Genomic DNA, 26,684 nt, shown 5'->3' on the forward strand with positions numbered 1-26,684 from the left:
CAACCTCACCAACACATCCTGTCGTTTAGGCCCCTGGACCGCCCCTAGCCATACACCCCGGCAAACAAGAAAAACGAAAAGTGCCCCTCCATAGTGGAGGGGCACTCGACGTGGAGCGGATGACGAGACTCGAACTCGCGACCCTCACCTTGGCAAGGTGATGCGCTACCAACTGCGCTACATCCGCGCGACAAACCGGAGTTTGTCACGGAGTCCATAAGGAACTCCCTGTGCGCGATACTGGGATTGAACCAGTGACCTCTTCCGTGTCAGGGAAGCGCTCTCCCACTGAGCTAATCGCGCTTATCCATTTATCAAGGCTTTTTGCTCGAGAATCCCTCTAGCATCAAGAAAGCCTTGGAGCGGATGACGAGACTCGAACTCGCGACCCTCACCTTGGCAAGGTGATGCGCTACCAACTGCGCTACATCCGCATTCGAAACCAGGCCCGGTTTCTAGGACTAAGTCCTTGTGCGCGATACTGGGATTGAACCAGTGACCTCTTCCGTGTCAGGGAAGCGCTCTCCCGCTGAGCTAAACGCGCTCACAGCACCCAAAGTTGGGCGCCAGCTTTTGAGGTGGAAACGGGAATCGAACCCGTGTGCACGGTTTTGCAGACCGTTGCCTCACCACTCGGCCATTCCACCGTGGCGATACCGCCTCACACACTACATGTGCTGGAGCGGATGACGAGACTCGAACTCGCGACCCTCACCTTGGCAAGGTGATGCGCTACCAACTGCGCTACATCCGCATTGCACGTACCCGGCTGGTATGCCGTGGTGCGAGAAGAAACTTTATCGTGCACCGACCCAGTTTCCAAATCCGCAGCCCACAGCACTAATCCCCAACCATCCAACAGCGCATGGATTACATTAATGTGATTGAGACTGCGGTTACAGTGATTGCGCATGATTGCACTAGGAACACACTAGTACTGTCGGGAGAACTCCAAGATCCACCCGTTCTCGCACAGCCCTGAGTAGCCACTACACCCTTACAGTCGCGAGCAACCAACCAGAGTAAATGCACGCAGAGTAATTGAAAGCACGGTTGAGCTGGACGATTAGGGGTTTCCATACGCGCGGTGTACCTTAAGTGCTGCACCGAGGTTCTATAGCTCAGTGGGAGAGCGTTCCGTTCACACCGGAAAGGTCGCTGGTTCAATCCCAGCTAGGACCACCATTAAAGCTGCAGGTAAAAGACGTGCAGCGTATAACACAAGCCTCCGCGTGGATACTATGTGGAAAACGAATCCGCATTTATCTGTTCACGCGGGGGTATTTTCTCATTGTTCCTGAAACTGGCCAAGAAAGCCAGACACGATAGCTCAACCCGTTGGGGCACGGCATGGTTGATAAAGCCTGCACGATATTGGACCTGCCCCCGCGCGTAGTTACCCGATAACTCCATAATGGTTCAATAGCAACACGTGCAGGCATAGGGTGATAGATGTGCAGTTGCCAAAGTACGGCCCAGCCTGGGCAGGCTCCCTGATGGGAACCTCAATTGCGTCAACTTTGTCGGGTTTGCATGGTCTACGCGTAGGCCAAATTGTTTTTGCTCTTATCGCAGCTGTTCTGCTGGTGATTTTTACCGTGGGAACGAAAAATGAACCGCCTCGGCACCAGAATATGGCTGGGTGGGGCATGTACACGATGGGCCTGCTGGCGTGCGGCTCGGCATGGACCGCGCTGACCGGAACCGATGCCTTCCAGTTGGCAAGTTGGTGGATTGGCGCACCGCTTTCGGTCGTGGTCTGTCTGTGGCAGCTGTGGGGGTTGTTCAAACAGCAGCACCACTACGACAAGCCCGCGTTTCCTTGGGGGCTGGCGCTGGTCTCCCCCATGGTGGCGGCGACCTCCGCGGGTCAACTGGCTATCAATCACGGGCAGTTCTACCACTATGCCGGTGAGCTGTGCTTCTTCCTCACATTCATCACCGCAATTCCGCTGTTCGCTTATTGCTATTGGTCTTTAGCACGCCGTCAAGATAGGCCGCGCGAGGCGGCTGCGGGTACGGCATGGATCCCGCTCGGCGTGGTTGGACAGTCAACGGCGGCCTCGACACTGCTTTTTAACGCCCACATCTACGGCATCATCATGTTCATCATTGGTGCGCCCTGCGTAGTATTCGCAATGTATTGCTTTTACCAAGCGGTAGTCGCGTGGGCCCCTTATGGCCCAGGCTGGTGGGGCTCCACATTCCCTGTCGGCACTTTGTGCCTTGGCTCCTGGGATGAAGGCTGGCACCGGTTGTCCCTTGCTTTATTGGTGCTCCTGCTATTGCATTGGGGAGCCTCTGCGCTGCGCTTCGGCACATGGCGGTTCCAACGCGCCTGATCACATACGCTCCGGCCAATCCCACGCCCTAAGCCGTCGTCGACATTTCAGGTACCGTGGGGCGCCATGAGTGACACTGCTCTGATAAAACACCTCATGGGGCCCGACCGAGAAGAAATCCGCTTGATTGCGGTGAGTACTCTCCATGGCTCCGCCACCATCGATGGAACCTCAGGGCCAATGGGCAACGGCACCGACGCTCAACTCTTCGCTGCACTGCGCGAGTGGGCCGACATTGCCGTCGTCGGCTCAGCCACGGTGAAGTCGGAAGAGTACGGACCGTCGACAAGCACGCGGCTCGCCGTACTCAGTCACTCCCTTGACTTTGCCGGGTTCGAAGAGTTTATAGCCTCCGGCCCCATTGTTCTTACCCCGGAGGAACGCGCATCGTCACCCGAGGCACGGCGCTTAGCCGACGCCGGCGCCGAAGTCATCAGCACAGGTACCGGCACCATGAGCGAGGCAATCTCAGCCCTTCGCGCCCGGGGCGCGCGCCGCATCAGTTGTGAGGGCGGCCCTTCCGTGTATTCCGCCTTAATCGCCGAAGGGCTTGTGGACAAGCTCTATTTGACGCTCGACCCGCACCTATCGCCCTCCGTCGAAAAGCCCGTCGTCGATGGCAAAGCCACCTCCCCTGCGCTCAAGCTCGAGTTGGAGAACGTTGCTGCTGTCGACAGCACGGTGTTTCTGCGCTATCGACGAACCCAAACACCGTAAACTGTGCTGCCGTGACTTCTCCGGCTCCCTCAACCTCAGATTCCGCGCGACTGTGGACGGCCGCCGCGTGGCCCGCCGCCATAGTCTTGGTTTTCCATCGCGTGTTCGTGCTCGCCTTCAACGGCACGGTGACCGATGATTTCGGCACCGTCTACCGCGCAATCCGGAACCTGTGGGAGGGCAACCCGGTCTACGAACAGAACTATTCCTTCGTCGAGCCGCTCTACCTATACAACCCGGGCGCAACGCTCCTCCTTTCCCCCTTGGGCCTTGTGTCCGAGGAACACGCGCGCATCGCCTTCATCCTGGCCAACGCCGCGGCCATCGTCGCCGCCTTGGCCCTGCTGACCCGCTTCGTTGGCCACAGCTTGCGCGGACCCTTGTGGCCAGTCAGCATCGCTACTGCCTTCGCTACCGAATCGGTCATCAACACGTTGGTCTTCACCAATATAAACGGCGTGCTTCTACTCGCCATGGTGGCATTTCTGGTCTTGTTGGACAAGCACGGATGGGCCGCCGGGCTGTGCATCGGTCTGGCGATTCTGGTTAAGCCGCAATTTGCCCCGCTGCTCTTCCTCGCCTTAGTGCGCAAACGCTGGCTCACTGTAGGTTTGGGCGTGGCTATACCGCTGGTGAGCAACCTTGCTGCTTGGCCGATCGTCCCGGGCGTGGAAGGCTTCCGCGCCAATCTTCTTCCCTACCTTGCGACAACGCGCGATTATGCCAATGCCTCGTGGCCGGGCGTGCGCGCCTACTTCGATCTGCCCGGCATTATCTACTACCCCATCTGGATCCTGTTCGCGGCACTAGCAGCAGTGGCCATTCTCGGGCTTTTACGCTGGCGCGACAGCGAGCCCACCTTCTGGGCACTGAGCACAAGTGGTGCCATCATGGTCGGCATCTTCTTCCTTTCCTCCCTGGGTCAGCAGTACTACTCCATGTGGCTTATCCCCATGCTGTTTACGGTGATGCTCGGGCGCTCGGTCTTCCACACGTGGGGAGCATGGTTGGCCGCATTTTTATTCTTGGCGCCGCTCGAGTGGACGTCGACAAGCATGCCCACCGCCGCACACTGGATGAGCGTCTTCATCGCCACCATCGGGTGGGGACTTCTCATCGTGGTGACCGCCACCACCGTGGCCGGCTGGTGGTCCGCGGAGCGAGGGGCTAGCCCAAAGCCACAAGCGAGCGATAAACTCCCAGCATGACTGATTTCAAGCTCATTGCAGATACCGAATGGCGCAAGCGGTTAAGCCCCGAGGAGTACCACGTTCTGCGTGAGGCCGGAACGGAAGCACCGCACGTCGGCGAGTACACCAACACGACTACCGAAGGCGTGTACTCCTGCCGCGCCTGTGGTGCCGAGCTCTTCCGCTCCACGGAAAAGTTTGAGTCGCACTGCGGCTGGCCCTCCTTCTTCTCCCCTTTGGCCGGTGACGCCATCATCGAGCGCGAAGACAATTCACTGGGCATGCGCCGCATCGAGGTACTGTGCGCTAACTGTGAATCCCACCTCGGCCACGTCTTCGAGGGTGAGGGCTACGATACGCCGACGGACCTGCGCTACTGCATCAATTCCATCTGCCTCGATCTAGAAGAAAAGCCGGTCGAGGACTAAACCCTCAACCGGCTTCCGGCGCTTTTCGCGGCAGCTACCGCGAATTATCGCGGTTCTTAAGGCAGGATCGCGATGAGCTCAGCCACGTCCTTCACGCGGCGGCCGGTGTGGAAAGGAATCTCCTCGCGCACGTGGTGACGAGCCTCGGTGTAGCGCATGAGGTACATCAAGTCCACGATGCGGTGCAGCTCCGGGGCCTCAAAGGCCAGAATCCACTCGTAGTCACCCAGCGCGAAGGCTGGCACGGTGTTGGCGCGTACGTCCGGATAATCACGTGCCTGCATGCCGTGCTCCATGAGGATGCGGCGGCGCTTTTCCTCATCCATGGTGTACCAGTCATAAGAGCGCACGAAGGGGTAGACGGAAATCCACTCGCCGGGCTCTTCGCCCATAATGAAGGACGGCAGGTGGGACTTGTTGAACTCCGCTGGGCGGTGCAGTGCATTGCCCACCCAGGTCACCTCGGAAACCTGCCCCAGGGTGGTCTCGCGGCGGAAGTCCGCAAAGGCCTTCTGGATGTCGGCGAATTCCTCAGCGTGCCACCAGATCATGAAGTCAGCGCTCTCCCGCATCCCGGAGAGATCATAGATACCGCGAACGGTAACCACGCCTGCTTCCTCCAAATCCGCGAAGAACTTCTGTGCCTGCGCCACGATCTCCTCGCGCTCGGTGCCCAGCGCACCGGGGATTACTTGAAAAACCGCGTGCTGCGAATAGCGCTGGACCTTATTGAGCTCGGCGAAGTTGACTTTCGACATGCCTTTCTCCTTCTTTCAACCGACAGAGTTTCGCATCCATCATAAGTTGGAGACGACCCCTCGCGCCACTAGCCTTTCGGCGCGCCTTCCACCGCCACGAGGGCGGAGCTTATACGTTGTTCCCCGTGAGCAATTCCGACGTTTCTTCGCGCAACCTCGCAGGGGCACCGACCAACCTGCACGATCGCACCGCCGCCTCCCCCGCCGATTCGCGCCCTGCGGAGCCGAGCACCCCGGCCGCCTTCACGGAGGCCGTTGAGTCCCTCCATGCCGCACAGCTGCGCCCAGAAATCACGTTGGGCACCATCCGCCCACCGCAGCGGCTAGCGCCGTTCAGCCACGCCATCGGCTTGGAAGTTGAGCGCAACGAGCACGGGGACAACATCCCCACTGACTCTGACGGCGATGCCTTCGGCCGCCTCATCCTGCTCCACGATCCCGGCGCTGAGGAGGCCTGGGAAGGCGCAATGCGCCTCGTGGCCTACATCCAAGCAGACTTGGACGATGCCGTCGCTGGGGATCCGCTGCTTCCCGACGTCGCCTGGGAGTGGCTTACCGAATCCCTCGACGTGCGCGAGGCTACCCACACCAACCTAGGCGGCACCGTCACGTCGACCGCCTCGGTCCGTTTCGGCGAGATCGGCGGCCCGCCGCGCGCCTACCAACTAGAAATGCGCGCCTCCTGGACCGCCGCCGGCCTAGATCTCGCCCCACACGTGGAAGCTTTTGCGCAGGTTCTTTCCCTCGTTGCGGGGCTGCCACCAGAAGGCGTAGCGGAGCTCGGGCGCTAACATGGCTGAGCTGCGCCAGGTACCGGTTGACGGAACGCCAAAGGTCCTGCTTTCTCCCCGTGAATTTCACGCCGCCGCCGACCGCCTGGCAGCTGGAACTGGCCCCTTCGCCATCGACACCGAACGCGCGTCAGCTTACCGCTATGACGACCGCGCGTTCCTTGTACAAATTCGCCGAGAAGGTGCGGGCACTTTTTTGCTCGCCCCGGAACACCACAGGGCTGAGCTCCGCGCGGCCTTAGCACCGGTGCTCAACGGCCAAGATTGGGTCGTCCATGCGGCCCCCTCCGATCTTCCTTGCCTAGCCTGGCTGGGCTTGTACCCAGGCAGGCTCTTCGATACCGAGCTGGCCGCTCGCTTCGCCGGCTTTGCCCACCCCAACTTGGCAGCAATGGTGCTGGAGCTTTTCGACGTCCAATTGGAAAAGGGCTACGGCGATTCCGACTGGTCCGAAACCCCCATTCCCCGGTCGTGGCGCAACTATGCGGCGCTTGACGTGGAGTTACTCAATGAGCTCGCTGTGACCTTGCGCGATATCCTCGCGGAGGAGGAAAAACTCGACTGGGCCTATGAGGAGTTTGAGAAGATAGTCGACGACCACGCGCGCATTAAAGGCCCCGAGCCCCGCTCGTGGCGGGATCTCAAGGGCGTGTCCTCGCTTCGCTCCGGCGAGCAGCTCGCCGTGGCTCGCGAGCTGTGGCAGCGCCGCGAATCTATCGCGCGCACCCAGGACGTGGCCCCCAACCGAGTACTACCGCACCGCGTGTTGGTGGACATTGCTCGCCGCGTGCCCCGCTCGCCACGCGAAATCAACCAAATCAAAGGTTTTCCCCGACGCCGCGGGGGTGCGACCTTGCGGTGGTTCGACGCGGTTGAAACCGCACTGGCCAGCCCGCGCCAGCAATGGCCGAAGGTGCTGCGCAGCCCGCGCCCGGTTCCTTCCAAATCAGTTTTTAGCCGGGAGTTCCCCGAACTGTGGCAGCTCTACACCGAAATCCGTAGTGACTTCGAGGACCTCGGCGATGAGCTCGGCATGAGCTACGAGCTCATTCTCAAACCCAGCCTGCTGCGCATGGCCGTGTGGGCGGCGTGCGGCCCAGAGGGTGGCGTCGCCGGGGAAATCACAGATGCTTCGGATATCCCCGATTTCCTACGTTCCCAGGGCGCGCGCGAGTGGCAAATCGAGCTTGCCTCCCCGCTTTTGCGCCACGGGCTGGAGCAGTAGCGCTCACTCGCCCGCGTTCTTAGCTGCGAGCAGCTACCCACTCGCTGACGGACTCCGCGATTCCCTCCGGAGTCAGCCCGAATTCCTCAAGAACCTCACCGCGGCTGGCGTGCTTGGGGAAACAGCCCGGCACGCCGAGTCGGTGCACAGGGGTATCCACATCGGCAGCATCGAGTGCTTCGGCCACCATGGAACCCACGCCGCCACGCAGGATCCCGTCCTCCACCGTGACCACGAGGTCATGATCCGCAGCCAGCGCGATAATGGATTGTGGGACCGGAACCGGCCAACGCGGATCAACGACGGTCACGTTGAAGCCTTCGGCTTCCAACCGCTCGGCGGCCCCCAAGGACCGAGCACTCATGGCGCCGATGGAGACGATCAGAACATCCGTTGCTTCGGCCGCTGATTCAGCAGCATCGGAATAACGCAGGATATCGACGCCATCATCGAGGCGCTCGAGCTCCTCACAATCATCCAGCAGGTTGCCCTTAGGGAAACGCACTACCGTCGGGCCATCCTCGATGGCGATTGCTTCGTTGAAGAGCTCCCTTAAGCGGGCACCATCGCGCGGTGCGGCGATGCGCATACCCGGGACGATGCTCATCAGCGCCATGTCCCAGACACCATTGTGCGAGGGACCATCGGATCCTGTGACACCGGCGCGATCGAGAACGATGGTGACGGGCAGCTTCAGCAACGCGATGTCCATGACCACTTGGTCCACTGCGCGGTTGAGGAAGGTTGAATACACCGCCACCACCGGGTGCATACCTGCCAGCGCCAGGCCTGACGCAGAGGCCATGGCATGTTGTTCTGCAATTCCGACATCGAAGAAGCGCTCTGGGAATTCCTCCTGGAATGGAGCTAATCCCGTTGGGCCTGCCATAGCGGCGGTTATCGCCACAATATCCTCGCGGGCATGACCGGCCTTGATGAGTTCCTCGGAGAAGGCCGCAGTCCATCCCGGTTGCTTCTGTCCTTTGGACACACCGGTGACTGGATCGATAGCCCCTGTGGAGTGCATCTGGTCCTTCGGCTCATTGACCGCTGGTGCGAAGCCGTGGCCCTTCTCCGTGACCGTATGCACGATGATGGGGCCGTCATAGTCGCGGGCGTAGCTCAGTGCCCGGACCACGGCGTCGATATCGTGTCCGTTAATCGGACCAATGTATTTGATGCCCAGTTCTGGGAACATCTCGGTGGGCAGGACGGTGGACTTCACGCCTTCCTTGACCGCATGCAAAGCGTCAAAGGTGCGCTCACCTACCCAGCCCATGGACTTCAGGCGCTTCTTGCCCAGCGCCATGAACTCGTCATAGCCATGCTGCGCGCGGATGCGCCCAAGGTTCTCTGAGAGTCCGCCGATGGTCGGTGAATAGGAGCGGCCATTGTCATTCACGATGATAACAACGTTGCGGTCTTTATCCGCAGAAATGTTGTTGAGCGCTTCCCAACACATGCCACCCGTCAGGGCGCCGTCACCGACAACCGCCACGGCATTGCGGTGCGATTCACCGCGAATCTTGAAGGCCTTGGACAGGCCGTCCACCGTAGACAGTGACGCCGAGGCGTGGGAGGATTCCGTCCAGTCGTGCTCAGACTCCCCGCGGTCCGTGTAGCCGGACAACCCGCCCTTCTGGCGCAGCGTATCGAATTGATCGGCACGGCCCGTGAGCATCTTATGCACATATGCCTGGTGGGAGGTGTCAAAGACGATGGGATCTCGCGGGGAATCGAAGACGCGGTGGATCGCCACAGTGAGCTCCACAACACCCAAATTAGGGCCAAGGTGACCGCCGGTAGCGGACACCTTCTCAATCAAGCGCTGGCGAATCTCCGCCGCGAGCTCACCCAGTTGCGTCTTGCTCAGGGCTTTGAGATCGCCTGGTGATTGAATGGAATCCAGAATGCCCATAGAGCTTGCCTTAAACCCCTTCATCGATCGTTTTCTTCTCTACCACCGTACCCGCTAACACACGTGACACGTCAATCATTGCCCCGGCAGCACTCGAAGCGAAAGCTATGCCACCTGTGCCGCGGGGACCAACAGCGCCAGGGTTTCAAAGTGGTGCGTTCCGGGAAAAGCATTCACCATTGCTAAGTGCAGTATGCGGTAGCCGCTCTCAGACCACGCGGCGATATCGCGGGCAAAGGTAGCGGGATCGCATCCGATGTGCAGAACGCGTTGCGGCGCTGCCTCAGCAATTGCGCCCACCACATCCCGGCCAGCACCGGTGCGCGGCGGATCCAAAACCACCGTCGTTGGCTTTGGCAATTGGCTCGCTACCTGCTCCACCTTGTCGGTGCGAAAGTGCACGTCATACGCTGCAAGACCCGGCTGTGCCGCCGCAGCCGCCGGCGAGTAATCGACAGAAAACACGGTGGTGTGTCCGCCCTGGGGCGCCGTGGCCTCAGCCAGAGCAGGAACGAAAAGCCCTACCCCTCCATAGAGATCCCAAGCCACTGCGTCGACCGCGGATTCATCTGCGGCACTGCTTTCTCCCGCCTCCACAGCAAGCCACTCGCGTGCGAGACTGGTGTACACGTCAGGCGCGCCCACGTGCGCCTGCCAAAAGGCGGTGGCCGGGAAACGGAACTCGTGACCGTCGGCACGCTGCACGACGTCCTCGGTCGGGGCCTCGATTACTTCCCGGATAGTCTCTATGCGCCGGCCGCGCGGTGCTTTCCGTGTCTCGACGACGTGGCGGTTGCCATCGCTGTCCATGACCGCAATAACCTCCGCGCCAGGGCTAAAGGTGCGAGCACCAGGCCCCACCAGACCTGCGACGAGGCCCGGCACCAGCTGGCTGCACGCCACGTCTGTAATCAGCTCAGTGGAGCCGCGCTTGCGCACACCGGCACGGCCTTGCTTGTCGACGCCCAGCCGTACCCTCGTGCGCCACCCGCGCTGCGGTGCGACATCGATAGCCTCAATCTCGGGCACATCCTCAAGCCGGGCCACCCTATGTAGTTGATCGCGCAAGACGGCGGCCTTGATTCCTGGTTCCGCCGCAGGATTTAGCTCGGCGAAATCGCAGCAACCTGCACCGCGCTGTGCCGCGGGACACGAAGACTCGACGCGGTACTCACCTGGCTGGAGGACGGATATTATCTCCGCTTCCACGAAGGACTTCTTCGCCTTGGTAACTGTCGCCCTCACCTGGTCGCCCGGGAAAGCACTGGGGACGAAACACACGCGCCCGTCGGGCGCCTGACCGATTCCGACACCGCCGTGCCCCATGCGTTCGATGGTGGTGTCGAAGGACGCCCCTTTGACAACGCTTGAATCAGCAGCGTTGTAAGCACTCTCAGTCATGGATCCTCTCCTTGGTGTCTTCGGAGCTCTGTGTTCCTTCTACGCCCTGTGATTCCTCCACCGCGGCGTTGGCACGGCGAACCATCCAGACGGTCAAGACGGTGACGATGCCGGTTAGCGGCCACCCCATGAGGATGCGAACGATGCCGAGGGTAGTGGTGGCATCGGCGTCGTAAAGCGCGCGCTGCACCACGAAACGGGCAATGAAGACCGCGGCCCAACCCGCCGTTGCCAAGGCATAGGCTCGCCGCGCCTTCGGCACGATTCGCCACCCCATGCCATCGCCGTTTAGGCCTTTCCACACCACGCCGACAAGCGGCCAGCGCACGATGATGGAGACAACCGCCGCGATAAACAGCACGAGCGACATCCAAATTCCATAAAGGAAGTAGCCCTTGGCGTCTCCTGTAAACCACGCGATGCCAGCGCAGATGGCGACACCCAGCAACCCGGAAAATGCTGGCTGCAGAGTTTCTTTGCGCGCCAAACGCCACAGGCTGATGGCCAGCGCCACACCGAGCGCTGCGGCCAATGCAGGCCCCAGGCCCCACATGTTGTTAACCGGAATGAGAACCAGCACGGGCAGGGTCGCAGACACCAGACCGGTCAGGCCTCCCATTTGTTCGAGCAGCGACGGTTCTGCCTCAGGCGCTGGGGTCGCTGCTGCAGTCTGTTGTGGTGTCTCAGTATTCGTGGAGGCCTCAGAGGCGGGCGTAGCGCCGTGTTCGGTGGTATCGCGCCCTTCGGGCGTAGGGGTGGTCACGAGTTTCAACAATCCTTTTCGGTAATAGCCGGGAGGGTCACGGCCAATGGCATAGGGCGCGCTACTTGTTCTCGTGGTCGTCGAGATTGCGCAATTGTTTGCGAGCCTCGGCCTCCGCGCCGCTTTCGGCGCCGGCAGCATTATCCGCTGGCGCGGAGTTTTGAGCGCTGGATGGTTGCGCTGCCTGTTGCTGGCGCTCCTTAAGCGCCTGCTGGACTTGCTCAGCGAGCTGCTGCGGCAGCATCACGGGAAGTGAACTTCCGGCAAGAATTGGCTGCTCGCCGCGATAGATAAAGGTGCGCGCGACGACTTCGCGTCCCAGCTGCGCTAGCTCCTCTTCCTTGCCCGCAGGAGCTGCCAAGGTCAAACGGTACATCCACCGCGGCCCTTCCACACCAATGATTCGGATTCCGCCCTTATCACTGGTGCCGACGATTTCAGAACCCCAAGGACCATCCTCCGGATGCGCTGTAAACCCATCTGCTTCCAAACCCTTGACGATGTCCTTGGCAGATTCCGCCCACTGCCCCGGCGTGCGCGGCGCGGCGAAGGCCACGGGCGTCATGCGTCCGTGCGGCGTAAGAATGTGGAGCATACGAGGGCCGTCTTGGCCCATTTCTACCTGCACCTGCGAGCCCTTCGGCAGCGGGATGCGCATCGAGCCCAGGTCCAAAAGGCCGACGGAGAAGTCCTCGAAGTTGAACTCGGCGACATCCACGTTGTCGCCGTCGTAGGGGCCCATCTCACCGTTGATGGCGTCGTGCGCCACGGCTTTTACCCCGGCAACACCTTCGACGTCATCCTGATCCTCGCGGACCAGCCCTGCACTGGCTTGTGCAGGGCCCTCAGCGGTCGAACTTTCTCCGGCCTTCGTTGCCAAGCTCTCCGCCGACGCTGGTTCGGCCGTTGCTTCTTTTACTTCTTTGTCTGCGGCATCAGTGCGGACGGTGGTGTTCTTGTCCTGGCTTTCGTCCTTGCCAGCATCTTTCTTCTTTTTGCCAAAGGGCCACATCGCCATGGTTTTGCGCCTTCCTCGTTTTGTGTCTTGTGCCGGATAACTTGTGCTTGTCGGATGTGGGGTTGCTCGGTATGGCCCGCGCACGCGCAGGCTTTGCCACGTGCAACTGATTCAGTTGACGCCGGTGGATCCGTACCCGCCGTCGCCGCGAGCGGTGTCATCGAGTTCCTCGACTTCGCGGAAGCCCACGAGCTCCACTCGTTGGACAACAAGCTGGGCAATTCGCATCCCGCGCTCGACCTCAAAGGTCTTATCGGGATCGTGATTAATAAGGCACACCTTAATCTCACCGCGATACTCCGCATCGATGGTGCCCGGCGTGTTGACCACGGAAATCCCGTGCTTGGCCGCCAAGCCCGAACGCGGGTGGACCAAACCTACCGTGCCGATTGGCAAGGCAAGAGCAATGCCAGTGCCGACGAGCGCGCGCTCTCCGGGGCGCAGAGTAGCGTCATGCGCGGCGTAGAGATCTGCACCAGCATCGCCACGATGGGCTCGCTGCGGCAGCGGAAGCTCCTTGTCAAGGCGCTTGATCTGAATGTCTCCGAATGGACTTACCGGATCTACAAGGGGGTGTTGCTCATTCACGCGGCCCAGCCTACCTTGTCCTCACCATCCCCTACCCCGAGGGATGGAGCTTAGTGCCGCTTGCACGGTGCCTTAGGCTGCGTTGGGTTCTGCCCTTCCCCGACGACTAGACTCAGAGGCCATGACTTCGAATTCATCGCCTGTTTCCCCCACAGCGTCTGCTGAATCCCCCGTCATCCTCTATCGCGAGCGCCAATGGGTGCCGTGGTACTGGTGGTTTATGGCTGCGTTCGTCGTGGCGATTTCCACGGCCACGGTCAGCCTCAACCGCGGCATCATGTGGGTCATTATTCCCGCCATTCTGCTTAGTGCCATCGCCGTGTGGGTGCTGGTGACGTGGTCCAACACAGTAGTTCAAGTGGAACAGGATGCCGATGGCACTCGGTGGCTCACCGTGAAGGACGCACAGCTGCCTAGCGATGTTGTCTCCCGCAGTACCGCGGTGCCGGCCACCGCGCGGCGTAATGCGCTGGGACCACAGCTCGATCCGGCTGCCTTCCTTGTCACGCATGGCTGGGTTCCTGAGCACGTCATGCTCGTCCTCGACGACCCAGAGGATCCCACCCCCTATTGGCTCATCGGCTCCACCAACCCCGAAAAGCTCCTCGCGGCCTTCCTTCCAGAACAGGCGGCAGCCGCCCAAGGCTAAGAGTCACGCGCAGGATGAACTGCTGCGCTAGGCGCAGTCCATGCAGACTGGCTGCCCATCCTCTTCGTGGTCGAGGCGCTTATTGGACTGCACCAGGTAGCACACAGAACAGGTGAATTCGTTTTCTTTACGCGGCACAACGGTGACATTGAGCTCCTCACCGGTCAGGTCCACTGACGGCGGCTCAAAAGCCTCGACGATTTCACCATCGTCATCCATGCCGTTGTTATCGTTTTCAGCCGCCTTCAGGCCCTCGAGGGAATCGGTCTCGAGGTCGTCTTCTGCGCGGCGACGCGGTGCGTCGTAATCGGTGGCCATAATGCTTGCCCCTGTGAGTCAGATTGATTGGTACGTCTATTTATCGACGGCATCCTAAACCACGCAAGCCCCCGTGTCACACTCGCCCCGCGATGGGGGCACCAACCGCCCCACCCCTCTACCCCCTACCCTGCGAATTTTAATAGGATGAGCTGGGCATTCACCGTTCTTGGAGTGCTGGATATTTTTCTGAGTATCACTCCTCACACCCACCCACAATGCGGTCACTAATACGGGAGCGGCTGCAGTCACTAATACGGGAACGGCACAGTGCCGACTCCGCCAGCGATACGAAACTCACACTGTTGCCACATCAACGCCGCGCTCAACATAGACTGTCAGTATGACCGCGCAAGAAGCACAGCACCAGGACACGACATTGAGCCTTGAGCACCAGGGCCATTCCTTTGGCATTGATGTTGGGGGCTCCGGCATCAAGGGCGCCGAGGTAGACCTCGCAACAGGCGAGTTCGTCGGTGACCGTCTGAAGATCGCTACTCCCCAGCCCGCTACGCCGGAAGCCGTAGCAAAAGTAATTGCCCAAATCGTCGCCGAAAAAGGCTGGGACGGCCCCGTCGGAATCACGATGCCTGCTGTGGTGAAAGGCCAAGTGATTCGCAGCGCGGCGAATATTGATAAGTCTTGGATTGGCGTGGATGCGCAGGATTTGTTGAGCCAATACCTCGACGCGCCCTTCACCGTGCTTAACGACGCCGACGCGGCCGGCCTCGCCGAAGTGGCCTACGGTGATGACATTGCACGTTCGGGCCCCGTCATCTTCCTCACCCTGGGCACGGGCATCGGCTCCGCATTCCTTCTGGACGGCCAGCTCTTCCCCAATACGGAGATTGGCCACCTTATCGTTGGTGAGAAGGAAGCAGAGCACCAGGCGTCGTCGGCAGTCAAGGAACGCGAAGGTCTCAAGTCCAAGCAGTGGGCAAAGCGCGTCAACCGCGTACTCCACGAGTATGAGGCGCTGTTTAACCCTTCAGCCTTTGTGATCGGTGGCGGAATCTCCCGCAAGTTCGACAAGTGGGGCGAGCACCTCAAAATTGAAACACCGGTCGTTGCTGCTCAGCTCCGCAATCGCGCGGGCATCGTGGGCGCGGCAATGGCGGCGAAGGAAGGAATTCGCCCCTAATCTATATTGTCCCGGCGTTCCCTAGTTGACCCCAGTCACCGCCTGTTGACAAAAATGATCTATACTGGGCTGTCGATTATCGAATATCCAGCGGCGCGCCTCCCTCGCTCATCTCGGAGGCGGGCTAGCATCGGGGACTAGTCGCGACAAACTTGCGCGTCCCCATATTTTCCACTCAGAGAGCAAGTCGAAAGGGCGTACGTGGCAGCCACTGATTCTTCAGACCAGGTACTCGGTGAGGACAAGAGCACCCCCGAGACATCTGCACCTGCACAGAAGACCGCCAAGAAGACGGCAAAAAAGACCGCTAAGAAGACGGCCAAGAAGACCGCGAAAAAGACTGCGAAGAAGACCGCTAAGAAGACGGCCAAGAAAGCAACGAAGAAAACTACTCGCAAGTCCGCCCAGAAGGCCGCGAAAAAGACGGCCAAGAAGACGGTGCGCAAGTCGGCGGCAAAGAAGGCAACCTCGCCGGAAAGCGCCGAGTCTTCGGAGGACCTCGCAGAGGATCAGACCGATGAGTTGGACGCCGAGACGCCCGATGACGCCGACATCGACTTCGATCCGGACAACGCGGAGATGGACGAGGACGACGAGTTCGGTGACGACGATGACGATTTGGAGGATGAGGACTCCGAGGACGAAGAGGAGGATGGCTCCTCCGTCTGGGATGAGGATGAATCCGCTGCCCTGCGTCAGGCCCGTAAAGACGCGGAGCTGACTGCTTCGGCCGACTCTGTCCGCGCCTACCTCAAGCAGATCGGTAAAGTCGCCCTGCTCAACGCCGAGCAGGAGGTCTCCCTGGCCAAGCGCATCGAGGCAGGCCTCTACGCTCAGTACCGCATGGACGAGATGGAGAAGGCTCGCGCTGAAGGCGACAAGGCCGCCAAGCTCTCCCCCATGGAGAAGCGCGACATGCGCGCCATCGCTCGTGACGGCCGCAAGGCGAAGAACCACCTCCTCGAGGCAAACCTGCGTCTCGTGGTGTCCTTGGCTAAGCGCTACACGGGCCGCGGCATGGCCTTCCTGGATCTCATCCAAGAAGGCAACCTGGGTCTAATCCGCGCCGTTGAGAAGTTCGACTACACCAAGGGCTATAAGTTCTCCACTTATGCCACCTGGTGGATCCGCCAGGCCATTACCCGTGCCATGGCAGATCAGGCTCGTACCATCCGCATCCCTGTGCACATGGTGGAAGTCATCAACAAGTTGGGCCGCATTCAGCGCGAGCTGCTGCAGGACCTGGGCCGCGAGCCCACCCCGCTGGAGCTGGCGAAGGAAATGGACATCACCGAAGAGAAGGTGCTGGAGATCCAGCAGTATGCCCGTGAGCCCATTTCCCTGGACCAGACCATCGGTGATGAGGGCGACTCCCAGCTCGGTGACTTCATTGAGGATTCCGAGGCGGTCATTGCTGTTGACGCTGTGTCCTTCACCTTGCTGCAGGATCAACTCCAGGACGTGCTCACGACGCTCTCCGAGCGAGAGGCCGGCGTGGTTCGTCTGCGTTTCGGCCTGACCGATGGCATGCCGCGCACTTTAGACGAAATCGGCCAAGTCTACGGCGTTACCCGCGAGCGTATTCGCCAGATCGAGTCCAAGACCATGTCCAAGCTGCGCCACCCATCACGCTCTCAGGTGTTGCGCGACTACCTGGACTAGGGAAAGCAAGAAGAATTCAGCGGCGAGGAGGTTTGGCCTTCCTCGCCGCTTCTTCTGTGCTCTGCGCGCTATCCGCGCCTTGAATGCGCTAATAATTTAGCCCCGTGACAAGAATCAGGGCCATGGAAACGAAGGGAGCAATGAAGCTCCAGCCCACGCCAATGAGCATTCCCATCACCGACATGCCGGTCCCCCTGTGCTCTGGGCGTCGCCCCGATCCGAGAATTAGCGCAACAATGCCAAGCCCTGCTGCACACCCTCCAGTTGTCATGGTCAGCATCGACGCCATGAAGCCTACGGGGCCACTGATGAGTGTCAGCGCAATGTTGATAAGTGGCGGAACGATCGCCAAACCCAGTACCCATGGGGCTAGTGGGTTCGGAGTGGATGGCCTTTCATAAGGCACCGGTGCATAGGAACCCGCGTAGGAATTCGGATAAGCCTGCGGGTACGGAGCCTGGTACGGATCCGCTGCGTAGTAGTTCGGTTCCACATAGTCGGGCTGGGTCATGACTTCCCACTTTCGCGAAGACTCGGCTAGGTCACTGCCCGATAGCTTATGCGAAGGCAGCGGGCACAGTACTCCCGTACGGGGGTCATTGCCCGCTGCCCATCGATTTGCCTGGCGTGTGGGCTGCCGTGGTTTCCCAGGTGCCTTAGCCGTCGAGCCCCAGCTCTATGCCCGTAGCAATCCGGTCAATGACCTCTTTATCAGCAGCGTCACCGCTGATAGTCACTGAAGCACCCTGGCAAGCACCAAGAGACATCAGCATCATTGCAGAGTCTGCTTCCACCTCTTCGCCGTCACAGGAGAGGACTATTTCGCCGTCTGCCTCTGCGGCCATCTCCGCGACCTTGGAGGCTGGACGGGCGTGAAGTCCCGCCTCATCAGCCACGGTCACGGTCAGCGAGTACGTATCTGGATGTGTTTCGGGCTCGTCTTTATCCACTGGAACAGTGGCGTCAGACTGCTTCGGCACGAAGACCTCGATGGCCCGTTCAGCAGCTTTGGCGACGGCTGCAAGGTCATCACCTTGTTGGGCGGCGGTGGCGGCGGCAACGGCAGCCTCGACTAGTGGGGCGTCCACAAACCGGACTTGTTCTTCATCAAGGAACTCAAGAACAGACTCAACGGTCATCGTAGCCGAGCCCAAGTCCGTGAGGACGACAACGCCGAGACCTTGGCCGAGGGCATGGCTGATGGCGCCTTCGATGTAGTCGTAGGAAGTTCCGATACCGCCGTCTTCCAAGCCACCGGCGGGAAGGATGGTCACATCAGCGGCCATTTGTCCGGCAAGCTCTGCTAGGCCTTCAGCGAGCTTGGCCGAGTGCGATACAAGGACAAGTCCAACGCGCGGTTGTGCCATGTTCTATGCCTCCTTCGTTGAAGTCTCGGCAGCGTCGGCAGCCGCGGCGAGGAACAGAGCCGAGGACGTAGCCCCCGGATCCTTGTGTCCAGCAGAGCGCTCCCCCAGATAGGAAGCGCGGCCCTTCGTTGCCACCATCGGAATGGTATCCTCCGCGCCGGTTGCTGCGGCGTCAGCAGCCGCGCGCACAACCTCAGCGGGACTCAGCGCGGCATCCGCCGCTTCACGGGCAGCTCGTGCGGCCGGTGCCCAGGCATCAACCATCGTCTTCTCCCCTTCCGTGGCCTTGCCGCGCGCAGTAATCCCCTCCAGCGCAGCCTCGATAAGACCGGCCACCGTGGGCGCATCAATCGCCCCGGAACCGGCAGCCTTAGACGCACGCAAGAAGGCGGTTCCCAGCAACGGCCCGGAGGCGCCGCCAACGGTGGACATGAGGGTCTTTGCCGTCAGTTTCAGAACATCAGCGACGGTAGAATCCTCTGGAGAGATTTCCGCGCCCATCTTCTCCACGACGGCGTGGAAGCCTCGATCGACGTTTTCACCGTGGTCGCTGTCTCCAATGGCGCGGTCAAGCTCGATGAGCTCCTCGCGGTGTTCATGCGCAGCTGCAGCACAGTTATTCATCCACGCTAGTGCCCAGTCGGTTGAAAGAGTTACATCATTCGTCATAGTTACACTCCTTGGCGTAGTGCGGCGGCGTGGCAGGGGGCGTCGAAAAGCGCAAGGTCTTCGTCGTCGGCGCGCATGACGCTAACGGAGCACCCGGCCATATCCAGACTCGTAACGAAGTTGCCCACAAGGGAGCGCTCAATGATAACGCCCGCCTCCTTTAGGCGCTGGGCCACGCGGCGGTAAACCACATACAGCTCAGAGGCCGGGGTCGCTCCCATGCCGTTGACAACGACGATGGTGCGCTCGCCTTCACGCAGCTTAAGGTCTGCCACGACGGGGTCAAGCAAGTGGTCCGTAACATCGTCGGCCGAAACCAGCGGAATCTCCTTGCGCCCCGGCTCGCCGTGGATGCCCACTCCCAGCTCAACCTCATCTTCCCTGAGGCCAAAGGAAGGCTTGCCCACATGGGGCACGGTACAGGCAGAAAGCGCCGCACCCATGGTGGCGGTATTCTCTACCACCTTTTTCGCCACAGCGGTCACCGCAGCGAGATCATCGCCGCGCTCGGCCGCGGCACCGGCTAGCTTTTCGACCAAGAGGGTTCCCGCCACGCCGCGACGGCCGGCGGTAAACGTAGAATCCTCCACCGCGACATCGTCGTCGACGATGACCTGGCTGACCTCAATGTCATCGAATTCAGCCAGCTCTGCTGCAGTATCAAAGTTGAGGACATCGCCGGTGTAGTTCTTCACAATGTAGAGCACTCCCGCCCCAGCATTAGCTGCCTCGGTGGCTGCTTGGATAGCATCTGGCGTCGGCGAGGTGAACATAGCGCCGGGCACGGCCGCGTCCAACATGCCATGGCCGACGAAACCGGAATGCAAAGGTTCGTGCCCAGAACCACCACCGGAAACAATAGCCACCTTGCCCTGTTCTTTCTTCTGTGCGCGGGCAATAAACAGCGGGTCCGTGGAGCGTTTGACAATGTCACTGTGGGCTAAAGCGAAGCCCTCTACCGATTCGGCTACTACGTTGTCCGGCGAGTTGATGAGCTTTTTCATCATCCATCTCCTTAGGTTTTTGGCCTAGAGCACTCTTCTCACAATGCTGCCGAGCCTACCCTCGCTAGCGGATGTTTCGTTGGAACCGTTGCGTCGACGCCGTGGTCTATGTCCCTTGCTTAGCCCTGCGCTGCTTTCCGGACCTGCAACGCTCCAATAAAACCGAGCCCTAAGAACGCAACGGCGGCCAGCAATGACCAACGCGCTGCATCACTCATACCGTCGCTGAGTGCTCGGACCAACACGGCAGTCTCCTCTCCAAAGGGACTGGCGGCGCCCTGCGCACGCAGCCCAGCGATACTCGACCCAGCCGATTGACGCGCTGCTTGCGCTATTCCTTCCGCAGCCGGACCATTGAAGCCAATGCTATTAAGCGCCTTCGGCAGAGACAGCGCTAGCGAGACGGAAAAGACCGAACCGGAAATCGCAGTTCCCAGGGAAGATCCAATTTGACGAACTGTGCTCTGTGTCGCGGAAGCTTGACCCGAATTCTCTACCGGAATATCGCGCAAGACCGTACCGGTCAACTGCGCGGAAGCGAATCCTAGGCCTACTCCATAGATCACAAGCGGCAGCGCAATGAGCCATCCGCTGGTGTCGGGCCCCAGAATTAACGCAAGGATGAGTGCGCCGACAACCTCGAGGCTCAGGCCGATGAGCACGGTGCCGGGGGCGCCGAAGCGACCGGCAACATGGCGTGCGGCCGCACCCGAGATAAAGGCCCCGACGGCCATTGCCGCAAGCACAAGACCAGCCGACATTACGCTTAAGCCCAATGCATTGATGAGGTAGAGCGGCAAAACGAAGATGATGGCGAACTCTCCGATGGCTACCGCACCAGCGGTGATATTTCCCCAAGAGAATGTCGAATAGGTAAATAGCCCCAAGTCCAAAAGCGCGGAGCGCTGAACCTTTTCACGGTGCTTCTCCCAACGGATGAACAGAGCAAAACCAACCGCGGCGATGAGCAACGCAACTGGTACGGCTGAAACCGAAGCCGTCGCAGGCCACGTCAAGCCAAACACCGTTAACTCGGATTGCGGTGTCCACCAGCCAAGGCTGGGTCCCTCGATCACCGCGAAAACGAGGGCCCCGAAGGCAATCGCGCTCAACTGCGCGCCGTCGACGTCGACTCCAGGGCGAGTCTCTGGACTGCGGGTCTCCCGGACCGTAAGAACCGCTCCACCGGCGACGATAAGACCGATGGGGACGTTGACCAGAAAGATCCAGTGCCACGACACCCACTGAGTAAGCGCGCCGCCGGCTAGAGGGCCTACAGCAGCAGCGCCTGAGATGACTGCACCCCACACGCCGAATGCGGCTGCACGATACTTCCCGCGGAATACGGCATTGACGGTAGACAGGGTGGAAGGCATGATGAAGGCCGCGCCCACTGCCTGCACGGCTCGCGCCGAAATGAGAGTGCCCGCTATTTCGGAGAGGCCAGCCCACACGCTGCCCGCCACGAATACGACGAGGCCAAGAAGGAAAGCTCGTTTACGGCCCCAACTATCCGCGATCTTTCCGGTGGACAGCAACAGCGCAGCAAGTACTACCGCGTAGAGGCTGTTGACCCATTGTGCCTGGGTGATGTCAAGGTTAAGGTCGGTAATGATGGCTGGCAGCGCGACGCCCACAATGGTGCCATCAAGAACAATGACGCCCAGTCCTACCGATAAAACCGCAAGGCTAATCCAGTCACGGCGGGTCGGTACCACCGTGCTGGATTCTGTTGTAGCCGCGGACATGGCTAGGCGCTCACAGGCGTTGTGGCGGCGGGGTTAGCGGGCTCGTTCAATGCGCGGCCAAGTGCCACGACGAAGAGCACGAGGCCAACCGTGATGAGGATGTGGCCAATGCCAGCGATTCCGGCGATCATCGCCGTCGATTCCTCCCCCAGCACAGTCAAGCTACCGTGCCAGATGAGCATTCCAACGGTAAGCACAACGCCAATGTTGTAGAACCAGAAGAAGGAGTTGAACAGCTTCTTGTTACGTGAGACAGCGAATACCTTTTCCACGACGAGGAAGATCAGGAACATCATGAAGCCCAGCGCCAACAGGTGGGTATGGGCAACTCCGAGCTGCGTGAACTGCCCCTCCGGGAACTCGTTCGCGCGTGTGAACTCGCGGTAAAACAGTCCTGCGCCCAACCCCATTACGAGGTAAAAGATCGCTGATCTGTACAGAGATTTCATTGTCATTTCCTTCCTAGCCCACTGTTGTGGTGCCTGTTGTGAGGATGATTTCCAGGTGAATTTTTCTAATTACGATCCTGCTCCGCGCACACAACAGTTCCATCGCGTAGTTGGTTGACTTTGCAATCAACCAACTAGTTGATGGGGCGGCTAGGCTTCAGCCCCCGGTTTTCTGCCTCGCAATTCCACGCCGCAGCGCTCGCTACCACTTGCGTAAGTAGTCGATGCGTTCTTGGAGCTGCTCAGCGTTACACAGCGCGGTAGGAGGTCCGCCGCAGGCCTTGCGCGCTTCGGTGTGGATGGCTCCGTGCGGGCGGCCGGTGCGCTGAGCGGTGATGGAGACCACCGTGTTGAGCTCCTTGCGCAGCGCGGAAATCTCATCCACCACGCCTGACTGGGATCCGGTGCTGCTTGCCGACGCCTCCGCCCCACGCTTGGGCGCATGCGGGGTGCCGTAGAGCTTGCGACGTTGTTCCTCCGCTGCTTCCGCAGCCCGGCGCGCCTTCTCCTCTGCCTCACGGCGATCCATCTCATCGGACTGTTTCTTGCGAAGGAGGTCCTTGACCTGGTCTGCGTCGAGAAGCCCGGGAATTCCGAGGAAGTCTTCTTCTTCGTCGGTGATATTGCCCGTGGTGAACTGCGAGCCGTTGTAGAGCAGGCCGGAGAATTCTGCTTCCGCGCCGAGGGACTCATAGGAAGGCTCGAGCATGTCCGGCTCGGACTTCTTCTTATTGGCGTCCTCGAGCAGCTCATCATCCCAGCCCTCCTTGTCGGGGTTCTTCTCCCCTCCGAGGACGTGGTCGCGCTGCTTCTCCATGTTCTCCGCCAGTCCCAGCAGGACCGGGACAGACGGCAAGAATACCGAGGCGGTCTCTCCCGGCATGCGGGAACGCACGAAGCGGCCGATGGCCTGAGCAAAAAAGAGCGGGGTCGAGGCAGACGTGGCATAGACACCCACTGCGAGGCGCGGAACGTCGACACCCTCGGACACCATGCGTACGGCCACCATCCACTCGTCGGTGGATTCGGAGAACTCTGCGATACGCGCGGAGGAACCCGGGTCATCGGAAAGGATGACGGATACCGGAGTGTTCGAAATCTGCTTTAGGATCTTCGCGTAGGCGCGCGCCGTCGTCGTATCGGTAGCGAGTACGAGGCCACCGGCATCCGGCATGTTGCGGCGCATCTGCATCAGACGCGTGTGGGCAGCTTGAAGGACGGTGGGGATCCACTCGCCCTTGGGGTCCAGAGCAGTGCGCCACGCGCGGGCGGTCTGCTCCGGATTGAGGATATCGCCCAAGCGGGCCGCATGCTCCTCGCCGGCACTATCGCGCCAGCGAGACTCGCCGGAGTAGCTGAGGAAGACCACGGGGCGCACGACGCCGTCGGCAAGCGCATCGCCATAGCCGTACGTGTGATCGGAGCGGGAGACCAAGTGCCCCTCACCGTCCTCCTCGTAGCGCACGAAAGGAATCTGGGAATCATCCGAGCGGAAGGGCGTACCGGTCAGCGCCAGGCGGTGTTCCACGTCGTCGTAGGCCTCGCGCACGCCGTCACCCCAGCTCTTGGCGTCGCCGGCGTGGTGGATCTCATCGAGAATCACCAAGGTGCGCCGGGCTGAGGCCACCGCGCGGTGCTTAAAGGGGTGCATGCCTACTTGGGCGTAGGTCACCACCACGCCATCCATGGCGGGGTTGACTCCAGAAGAGTTCGTGAACTTCGGATCCAGCGCGAGCCCCACGCGGGAGGCAGATTCAGACCACTGCACTTTGAGGTGCTCGGTGGGCACCACCACGATCACGCGCTCTACGGTACGGTCCGCCATGAGCTCTGTGGCCACGCGCAGGGCGAAGGTAGTCTTACCTGCGCCTGGCGTTGCCACCGCCATGAAATCCTTCGGCTTGGTGGCCAGGAATTTATCCAAGGCCGCGCGTTGCCACACACGCAGCGAACCATTATTGGCAAATCTTTGTGCTGGAGTCTGTGTAGACACGGTCAGCGACTATCCCCCTCTAGTTATCCCAACATCCCGCTCTTGTGAAAGTCTTCGTTTTACGTCGACGCAATACTAAGCGTAGACGGCACGCTTAGCGGCGGCGCAGGCTCTTATATACGCGCTCGCAGTCCGGGCACACGGGCGAACCGGGCTTGGCTTGCTTGGTGACAGGGAAGGTCTCACCACAGAGGGCAACGACGTACTTACCGTTGACCGCGGAATCGAGGATCTGGTTCTTCTTTACATAGTGGAAAAACTTCGGGGTGTCGTCGTTGGTCGACGTATCCTCGCGGACATCAGGGCGTTCAATAGTCTTAGTCGTCGTACTCACGCCCACTATCATGCCGCATCGGTATCGAAGTTGGCGAGTCCTACCGCTACGCTGGTGGGCATGACCCCTTCGAACTCGCGCGATAACGCCCGCCATACCCCACGATCGGGGCGGCGGCGTGGGCGTCGATTCGGGCGTGAAGCTTACCTCATTACAACCGCCAAACTCGCTCCCGGCCAGGACCGGCATCGCCGCGAAGTTATCTACTCAATTTTGCAGTTTCTGCGCATCCCTTCGCTGCTTCTAGCTGGTGTCATGGTGTATGCCTGGCATTGGTGGATTGCCGCCACCATCGTCGTGGGCGTCACCTTCCCGCTTCCCTGGATAGCCGTGGTCATCGGCAACGGGCGGGGGCAGAAGAAGGACAAACGCGACAAAGCGGTCTACAAGCCCGCGCTCGCCCGACAGATGGCGCAGACACGGCGCGAACAAATCACCAGCGGTGCTCACGGCGAACTTCCCGGCGCGCCCTCATCGGAGGATTCCCCCTCGGGCACGGACGCGGAGAGTTCAACGACCAACACAATTGAGCACGAAGATTAAGAAGTCACCGTTTCCTTCCCCCAACTATCAAAGGATATTTTTGTGAGCACCCAACAGCCCTCCCCTTTCGGCCCGGCGATGAACCCGGACAACCCCATCGCAGACGTTGCGGAGGAACTAGCCCACGTCTTTGCTGAGGCGGGGTTCAGTGCGGACGGTATCGCGGGACACCTGGGGCCGGAGTACACCGAAGCGCTACATCGCGGCGAGCCAGCCGCCGTGGCACTGGGAGCAAACGGTGATTCCCGCCTGGACCACCTCATCCGGATCTTCCTGCTGCACGAACACGTACCGGCCACGCTGCTTTCCGACGTCCTCGGCGCACGCCTAGCCACCCGACTGCTCGACTGCGGCGCAGTGCTTACCGACGAGCACGGCACCGCCTACGTGGCTTATGACATTCGGCCACACGTCATTGTGGGTAAGAACCGCATCGTGTTTTCCGATGTTGATGCTTCCTTAGTGGATCACGTGCCCGGCCCCGAGCACGTGTTGGGGGTAGGCTCTGCCAGTCTTTCCCTCTTGCACTCGACCCCGACCACTCCCGTGTCCTCAGTACTAGACCTGGGCACGGGTTCTGGCGTACAAATCCTTGGGCAACTGGAGTCTGCTGAAAGAATTGTTGCGACCGACGTTCACGAGCGAGCCCTCCACCTTGCCCGCGCTACCGTCGCTGCTGCGGGCGCAGAAAACCGTGTTGAGCTTCGCCAGGGTTCGTGGTTCGAGCCCGTGCAGCACGAGAGCTTCGACCGAATCGTTGCTAACCCTCCGTTCGTGGTGGGCTTGCCCGAGGTGGGCCACGTGTACCGGGATTCCGGCCTCAATCTAGATGGAGCAAGTGAGCTTGTCATATCGCAAGCTGTGGAGCACCTCAACCCAGGGGGCACCGCACACATTCTCGCTGCGTGGGTACACCAAGGCGACAAGTCTTGGCAGCAGCGGGTTGCCTCGTGGCTGCCGGATACCGGCGTGGCCGCGTGGATCATTCAGCGCGACGTCGCGGACCCCGCGCTCTACGTCTCCACGTGGTTGAGCGATGAATCCGTGGATGTTCGCACCGCCGAAGGCCAGGAGCGTTCGCGCCGTTGGCTGGAGCATTTCCGCGATCATGATGTCACCGGCATCGGGTTTGGTTTCGTGGCTATCCAGCGCATCGCAGACGACGAGCCCTCCGATATTTTGGCGGAGACCATGGCGCAGCCAGTCATCGATCCGCTCGGGCCCGAAGTGGAGGAATACTTTGCTCGCATTGAATGGCTACGCAACCTGGTGCCGGGTGAGCTGGAAACAAAGCATGTGCAGCTGCGCCCAGGTGTCGCCCGCGAAGACGTTTCACTGCCCGACACGGAGCTTGGCATGGGCTTTGAGCGCGCAGCATTACGGCTCAGCCGCACGGACGGTCCGCGCTGGCAGCATGACGTCGACGAGCACCTCGCGGCGATCGTCGCCGGGCTCAATCCCCACGGGCTGAGCATTGGGGAGACCATCGAGCTCTATGCCGCCGCGCAGGGCTTTGAGGAATCCGAGTTGGTTAGCGCCGCGCTTCCAGCCATTGTGGATCTCATCCGCCATGGGCTTCTCATCCCTACGGAATTGTTGGCATTTAGCAACACTGAGTAGTCCCCTCCTTTCCCTCAAGCCCCTCGCGTTTGTCATCTGAGAAAGAAC

26 protein-coding genes and 7 tRNA genes are annotated in these 26,684 nt (G+C 60.5%); 12 read left to right on the forward strand and 21 right to left on the reverse strand.

Going from position 1 to position 26,684, the window contains the following annotated elements; all coding sequences use genetic code 11:
* Positions 1-111: 111 nt before the first annotated feature.
* From HMPREF2792_RS04715 to HMPREF2792_RS04740, 6 genes are all read right to left on the reverse strand, one after another.
* Positions 112-187, reverse strand: a tRNA-Gly gene (locus HMPREF2792_RS04715).
* A 44-nt stretch (positions 188-231) separates the two neighbouring features.
* Positions 232-303 (reverse strand) — tRNA-Val (locus HMPREF2792_RS04720).
* A 55-nt stretch (positions 304-358) separates the two neighbouring features.
* Positions 359-434, reverse strand: a tRNA-Gly gene (locus HMPREF2792_RS04725).
* A gap of 38 nt (positions 435-472) precedes the next feature.
* Positions 473-544 (reverse strand) — tRNA-Val (locus HMPREF2792_RS04730).
* A 32-nt stretch (positions 545-576) separates the two neighbouring features.
* Positions 577-647 (reverse strand) — tRNA-Cys (locus HMPREF2792_RS04735).
* A gap of 31 nt (positions 648-678) precedes the next feature.
* Positions 679-754: transfer RNA gene (locus HMPREF2792_RS04740), tRNA-Gly, on the reverse strand.
* A 356-nt stretch (positions 755-1,110) separates the two neighbouring features.
* On the opposite strand from HMPREF2792_RS04740, the gene HMPREF2792_RS04745 reads away from it, so the two are divergent.
* The 5 genes from HMPREF2792_RS04745 to msrB all read left to right on the forward strand — a co-directional run bounded on the left by HMPREF2792_RS04745 (position 1,111) and on the right by msrB (position 4,677).
* Positions 1,111-1,185: transfer RNA gene (locus HMPREF2792_RS04745), tRNA-Val, on the forward strand.
* Positions 1,186-1,454: 269 nt separating this feature from the next.
* Complete coding sequence (locus HMPREF2792_RS04750) at positions 1,455-2,342, forward strand: TDT family transporter (protein WP_083306386.1); 888 nt, start codon at positions 1,455-1,457, stop codon at positions 2,340-2,342.
* Positions 2,343-2,408: 66 nt separating this feature from the next.
* Complete coding sequence (locus HMPREF2792_RS04755) at positions 2,409-3,059, forward strand: dihydrofolate reductase family protein (protein ID WP_070531270.1); 651 nt, start codon at positions 2,409-2,411, stop codon at positions 3,057-3,059.
* A gap of 11 nt (positions 3,060-3,070) precedes the next feature.
* A complete protein-coding gene (locus HMPREF2792_RS04760) occupies positions 3,071-4,267 on the forward strand; it encodes a glycosyltransferase family 87 protein (RefSeq protein WP_070531274.1) in 1,197 nt (398 codons plus the stop codon).
* Positions 4,264-4,677 (forward strand): peptide-methionine (R)-S-oxide reductase MsrB, encoded by a 414-nt coding sequence (gene msrB / locus HMPREF2792_RS04765; RefSeq protein WP_070522057.1) that lies wholly within the window; start codon positions 4,264-4,266, stop codon positions 4,675-4,677. Before HMPREF2792_RS04760 ends, msrB begins: the two co-directional genes overlap by 4 nt.
* Before the next feature lie 56 nt (positions 4,678-4,733).
* On the opposite strand, the gene hemQ is transcribed toward msrB, so the two are convergent.
* Complete coding sequence (gene hemQ / locus HMPREF2792_RS04770) at positions 4,734-5,435, reverse strand: hydrogen peroxide-dependent heme synthase (RefSeq protein ID WP_070531276.1); 702 nt, start codon at positions 5,433-5,435, stop codon at positions 4,734-4,736.
* 125 nt (positions 5,436-5,560) lie between these two features.
* Between hemQ and HMPREF2792_RS04775 the strand changes: the two genes are divergently transcribed.
* Positions 5,561-6,226, forward strand: coding sequence for a DUF3000 domain-containing protein (locus tag HMPREF2792_RS04775; RefSeq protein WP_070531279.1), 666 nt, complete (start codon positions 5,561-5,563; stop codon positions 6,224-6,226).
* Between the two features lies 1 nt (position 6,227).
* The gene (locus tag HMPREF2792_RS04780; RefSeq protein WP_070531282.1) at positions 6,228-7,451 is read left to right on the forward strand and encodes an HRDC domain-containing protein; all 1,224 of its coding nucleotides are present in this window, start codon (positions 6,228-6,230) and stop codon (positions 7,449-7,451) included.
* 19 nt (positions 7,452-7,470) lie between these two features.
* Here HMPREF2792_RS04780 and dxs read toward each other — a convergent pair whose 3' ends face one another.
* From dxs to dut, 5 genes are all read right to left on the reverse strand, one after another.
* Positions 7,471-9,369, reverse strand: coding sequence for a 1-deoxy-D-xylulose-5-phosphate synthase (gene dxs, locus HMPREF2792_RS04785; RefSeq protein ID WP_070531286.1), 1,899 nt, complete (start codon positions 9,367-9,369; stop codon positions 7,471-7,473).
* A gap of 105 nt (positions 9,370-9,474) precedes the next feature.
* Positions 9,475-10,770, reverse strand: a complete 1,296-nt coding sequence (locus HMPREF2792_RS04790; RefSeq protein ID WP_070531289.1) for a class I SAM-dependent RNA methyltransferase — start codon at positions 10,768-10,770, stop codon at positions 9,475-9,477.
* Positions 10,763-11,389: a DUF3159 domain-containing protein gene (locus HMPREF2792_RS04795; protein WP_198530297.1), complete on the reverse strand. Its 627-nt coding sequence runs from the start codon at positions 11,387-11,389 to the stop codon at positions 10,763-10,765. Before HMPREF2792_RS04795 ends, HMPREF2792_RS04790 begins: the two co-directional genes overlap by 8 nt.
* Positions 11,390-11,594: 205 nt before the next feature.
* Positions 11,595-12,551 (reverse strand): DUF3710 domain-containing protein, encoded by a 957-nt coding sequence (locus HMPREF2792_RS04800; RefSeq protein WP_070531294.1) that lies wholly within the window; start codon positions 12,549-12,551, stop codon positions 11,595-11,597.
* 111 nt (positions 12,552-12,662) lie between these two features.
* On the reverse strand, positions 12,663-13,139 hold the full coding sequence (dut, locus tag HMPREF2792_RS04805; RefSeq protein WP_070522035.1) for a dUTP diphosphatase: 477 nt from the start codon (positions 13,137-13,139) through the stop codon (positions 12,663-12,665).
* Between the two features lie 121 nt (positions 13,140-13,260).
* On the opposite strand from dut, the gene HMPREF2792_RS04810 reads away from it, so the two are divergent.
* A complete protein-coding gene (locus HMPREF2792_RS04810; protein ID WP_070531297.1) occupies positions 13,261-13,788 on the forward strand; it encodes a DUF3093 domain-containing protein in 528 nt (175 codons plus the stop codon).
* A 27-nt stretch (positions 13,789-13,815) separates the two neighbouring features.
* Here HMPREF2792_RS04810 and HMPREF2792_RS04815 read toward each other — a convergent pair whose 3' ends face one another.
* Complete coding sequence (locus HMPREF2792_RS04815; protein ID WP_070531301.1) at positions 13,816-14,106, reverse strand: DUF4193 domain-containing protein; 291 nt, start codon at positions 14,104-14,106, stop codon at positions 13,816-13,818.
* A 343-nt stretch (positions 14,107-14,449) separates the two neighbouring features.
* Here HMPREF2792_RS04815 and ppgK point away from each other — a divergent pair, with 343 nt between their 5' ends.
* Complete coding sequence (gene ppgK / locus HMPREF2792_RS04820) at positions 14,450-15,247, forward strand: polyphosphate--glucose phosphotransferase (RefSeq protein WP_070531305.1); 798 nt, start codon at positions 14,450-14,452, stop codon at positions 15,245-15,247.
* 201 nt (positions 15,248-15,448) lie between these two features.
* Complete coding sequence (locus tag HMPREF2792_RS04825) at positions 15,449-16,909, forward strand: RNA polymerase sigma factor (protein ID WP_070531308.1); 1,461 nt, start codon at positions 15,449-15,451, stop codon at positions 16,907-16,909.
* Between the two features lie 88 nt (positions 16,910-16,997).
* Here the strand turns inward: HMPREF2792_RS04825 and HMPREF2792_RS04830 are convergent, their stop codons facing one another.
* The 8 genes from HMPREF2792_RS04830 to HMPREF2792_RS04865 all read right to left on the reverse strand — a co-directional run bounded on the left by HMPREF2792_RS04830 (position 16,998) and on the right by HMPREF2792_RS04865 (position 24,485).
* Positions 16,998-17,420 (reverse strand): hypothetical protein, encoded by a 423-nt coding sequence (locus HMPREF2792_RS04830; RefSeq protein WP_070531312.1) that lies wholly within the window; start codon positions 17,418-17,420, stop codon positions 16,998-17,000.
* Between the two features lie 145 nt (positions 17,421-17,565).
* Positions 17,566-18,276, reverse strand: a complete 711-nt coding sequence (dhaM, locus tag HMPREF2792_RS04835) for a dihydroxyacetone kinase phosphoryl donor subunit DhaM (RefSeq protein WP_070531316.1) — start codon at positions 18,274-18,276, stop codon at positions 17,566-17,568.
* Positions 18,277-18,279: 3 nt separating this feature from the next.
* The gene (dhaL, locus tag HMPREF2792_RS04840; RefSeq protein WP_070531320.1) at positions 18,280-18,945 is read right to left on the reverse strand and encodes a dihydroxyacetone kinase subunit DhaL; all 666 of its coding nucleotides are present in this window, start codon (positions 18,943-18,945) and stop codon (positions 18,280-18,282) included.
* 2 nt (positions 18,946-18,947) lie between these two features.
* Positions 18,948-19,949: a dihydroxyacetone kinase subunit DhaK gene (dhaK, locus tag HMPREF2792_RS04845; protein ID WP_070531323.1), complete on the reverse strand. Its 1,002-nt coding sequence runs from the start codon at positions 19,947-19,949 to the stop codon at positions 18,948-18,950.
* Between the two features lie 119 nt (positions 19,950-20,068).
* Complete coding sequence (locus HMPREF2792_RS04850) at positions 20,069-21,697, reverse strand: MFS transporter (RefSeq protein ID WP_070531327.1); 1,629 nt, start codon at positions 21,695-21,697, stop codon at positions 20,069-20,071.
* Between the two features lie 2 nt (positions 21,698-21,699).
* Positions 21,700-22,146, reverse strand: a complete 447-nt coding sequence (locus HMPREF2792_RS04855; protein ID WP_070531330.1) for a DUF2871 domain-containing protein — start codon at positions 22,144-22,146, stop codon at positions 21,700-21,702.
* A gap of 202 nt (positions 22,147-22,348) precedes the next feature.
* Positions 22,349-24,139 carry a DEAD/DEAH box helicase gene (locus HMPREF2792_RS04860; protein WP_070522009.1) on the reverse strand — a complete coding sequence of 597 codons (1,791 nt, stop codon included), beginning with the start codon at positions 24,137-24,139 and terminating at the stop codon, positions 22,349-22,351.
* A gap of 94 nt (positions 24,140-24,233) precedes the next feature.
* Positions 24,234-24,485 (reverse strand): DUF3039 domain-containing protein, encoded by a 252-nt coding sequence (locus HMPREF2792_RS04865; protein WP_012715089.1) that lies wholly within the window; start codon positions 24,483-24,485, stop codon positions 24,234-24,236.
* 48 nt (positions 24,486-24,533) lie between these two features.
* On the opposite strand from HMPREF2792_RS04865, the gene HMPREF2792_RS04870 reads away from it, so the two are divergent.
* Together HMPREF2792_RS04870 and HMPREF2792_RS04875 are read left to right on the forward strand one after the other, a co-directional pair.
* Positions 24,534-25,016 (forward strand): DUF3099 domain-containing protein, encoded by a 483-nt coding sequence (locus tag HMPREF2792_RS04870; protein WP_070531334.1) that lies wholly within the window; start codon positions 24,534-24,536, stop codon positions 25,014-25,016.
* 78 nt (positions 25,017-25,094) lie between these two features.
* A complete protein-coding gene (locus HMPREF2792_RS04875; protein ID WP_198530298.1) occupies positions 25,095-26,636 on the forward strand; it encodes a DUF7782 domain-containing protein in 1,542 nt (513 codons plus the stop codon).
* The last annotated feature ends 48 nt before the right edge of the window (positions 26,637-26,684 follow it).

Origin of the sequence: Corynebacterium sp. HMSC068H04, from assembly GCF_001811255.1 — a bacterium.
In the GTDB taxonomy this organism is placed as follows: Bacteria; Actinomycetota; Actinomycetes; order Mycobacteriales; family Mycobacteriaceae; genus Corynebacterium; species Corynebacterium hesseae.

Coding starts and splice junctions, on each gene's coding strand:
- HMPREF2792_RS04855 (WP_070531330.1), bottom strand. CDS start 22,146: ATGAAATCTCTGTACAGATCAGCGATCTTTTACCTCGTAATGGGGTTG.
- msrB (WP_070522057.1), top strand. CDS start 4,264: ATGACTGATTTCAAGCTCATTGCAGATACCGAATGGCGCAAGCGGTTA.
- dhaM (WP_070531316.1), bottom strand. CDS start 18,276: ATGGCACAACCGCGCGTTGGACTTGTCCTTGTATCGCACTCGGCCAAG.
- HMPREF2792_RS04810 (WP_070531297.1), top strand. CDS start 13,261: ATGACTTCGAATTCATCGCCTGTTTCCCCCACAGCGTCTGCTGAATCC.
- dhaK (WP_070531323.1), bottom strand. CDS start 19,949: ATGAAAAAGCTCATCAACTCGCCGGACAACGTAGTAGCCGAATCGGTA.
- HMPREF2792_RS04875 (WP_198530298.1), top strand. CDS start 25,095: ATGAACCCGGACAACCCCATCGCAGACGTTGCGGAGGAACTAGCCCAC.
- hemQ (WP_070531276.1), bottom strand. CDS start 5,435: ATGTCGAAAGTCAACTTCGCCGAGCTCAATAAGGTCCAGCGCTATTCG.
- HMPREF2792_RS04830 (WP_070531312.1), bottom strand. CDS start 17,420: ATGACCCAGCCCGACTATGTGGAACCGAACTACTACGCAGCGGATCCG.
- dhaL (WP_070531320.1), bottom strand. CDS start 18,945: ATGACGAATGATGTAACTCTTTCAACCGACTGGGCACTAGCGTGGATG.
- dxs (WP_070531286.1), bottom strand. CDS start 9,369: ATGGGCATTCTGGATTCCATTCAATCACCAGGCGATCTCAAAGCCCTG.
- HMPREF2792_RS04790 (WP_070531289.1), bottom strand. CDS start 10,770: ATGACTGAGAGTGCTTACAACGCTGCTGATTCAAGCGTTGTCAAAGGG.
- ppgK (WP_070531305.1), top strand. CDS start 14,450: ATGACCGCGCAAGAAGCACAGCACCAGGACACGACATTGAGCCTTGAG.
- HMPREF2792_RS04865 (WP_012715089.1), bottom strand. CDS start 24,485: ATGATAGTGGGCGTGAGTACGACGACTAAGACTATTGAACGCCCTGAT.
- HMPREF2792_RS04870 (WP_070531334.1), top strand. CDS start 24,534: ATGACCCCTTCGAACTCGCGCGATAACGCCCGCCATACCCCACGATCG.
- HMPREF2792_RS04800 (WP_070531294.1), bottom strand. CDS start 12,551: ATGGCGATGTGGCCCTTTGGCAAAAAGAAGAAAGATGCTGGCAAGGAC.
- HMPREF2792_RS04755 (WP_070531270.1), top strand. CDS start 2,409: ATGAGTGACACTGCTCTGATAAAACACCTCATGGGGCCCGACCGAGAA.
- HMPREF2792_RS04850 (WP_070531327.1), bottom strand. CDS start 21,697: ATGTCCGCGGCTACAACAGAATCCAGCACGGTGGTACCGACCCGCCGT.
- HMPREF2792_RS04780 (WP_070531282.1), top strand. CDS start 6,228: ATGGCTGAGCTGCGCCAGGTACCGGTTGACGGAACGCCAAAGGTCCTG.
- HMPREF2792_RS04795 (WP_198530297.1), bottom strand. CDS start 11,389: ATGGGAGGCCTGACCGGTCTGGTGTCTGCGACCCTGCCCGTGCTGGTT.
- HMPREF2792_RS04815 (WP_070531301.1), bottom strand. CDS start 14,106: ATGGCCACCGATTACGACGCACCGCGTCGCCGCGCAGAAGACGACCTC.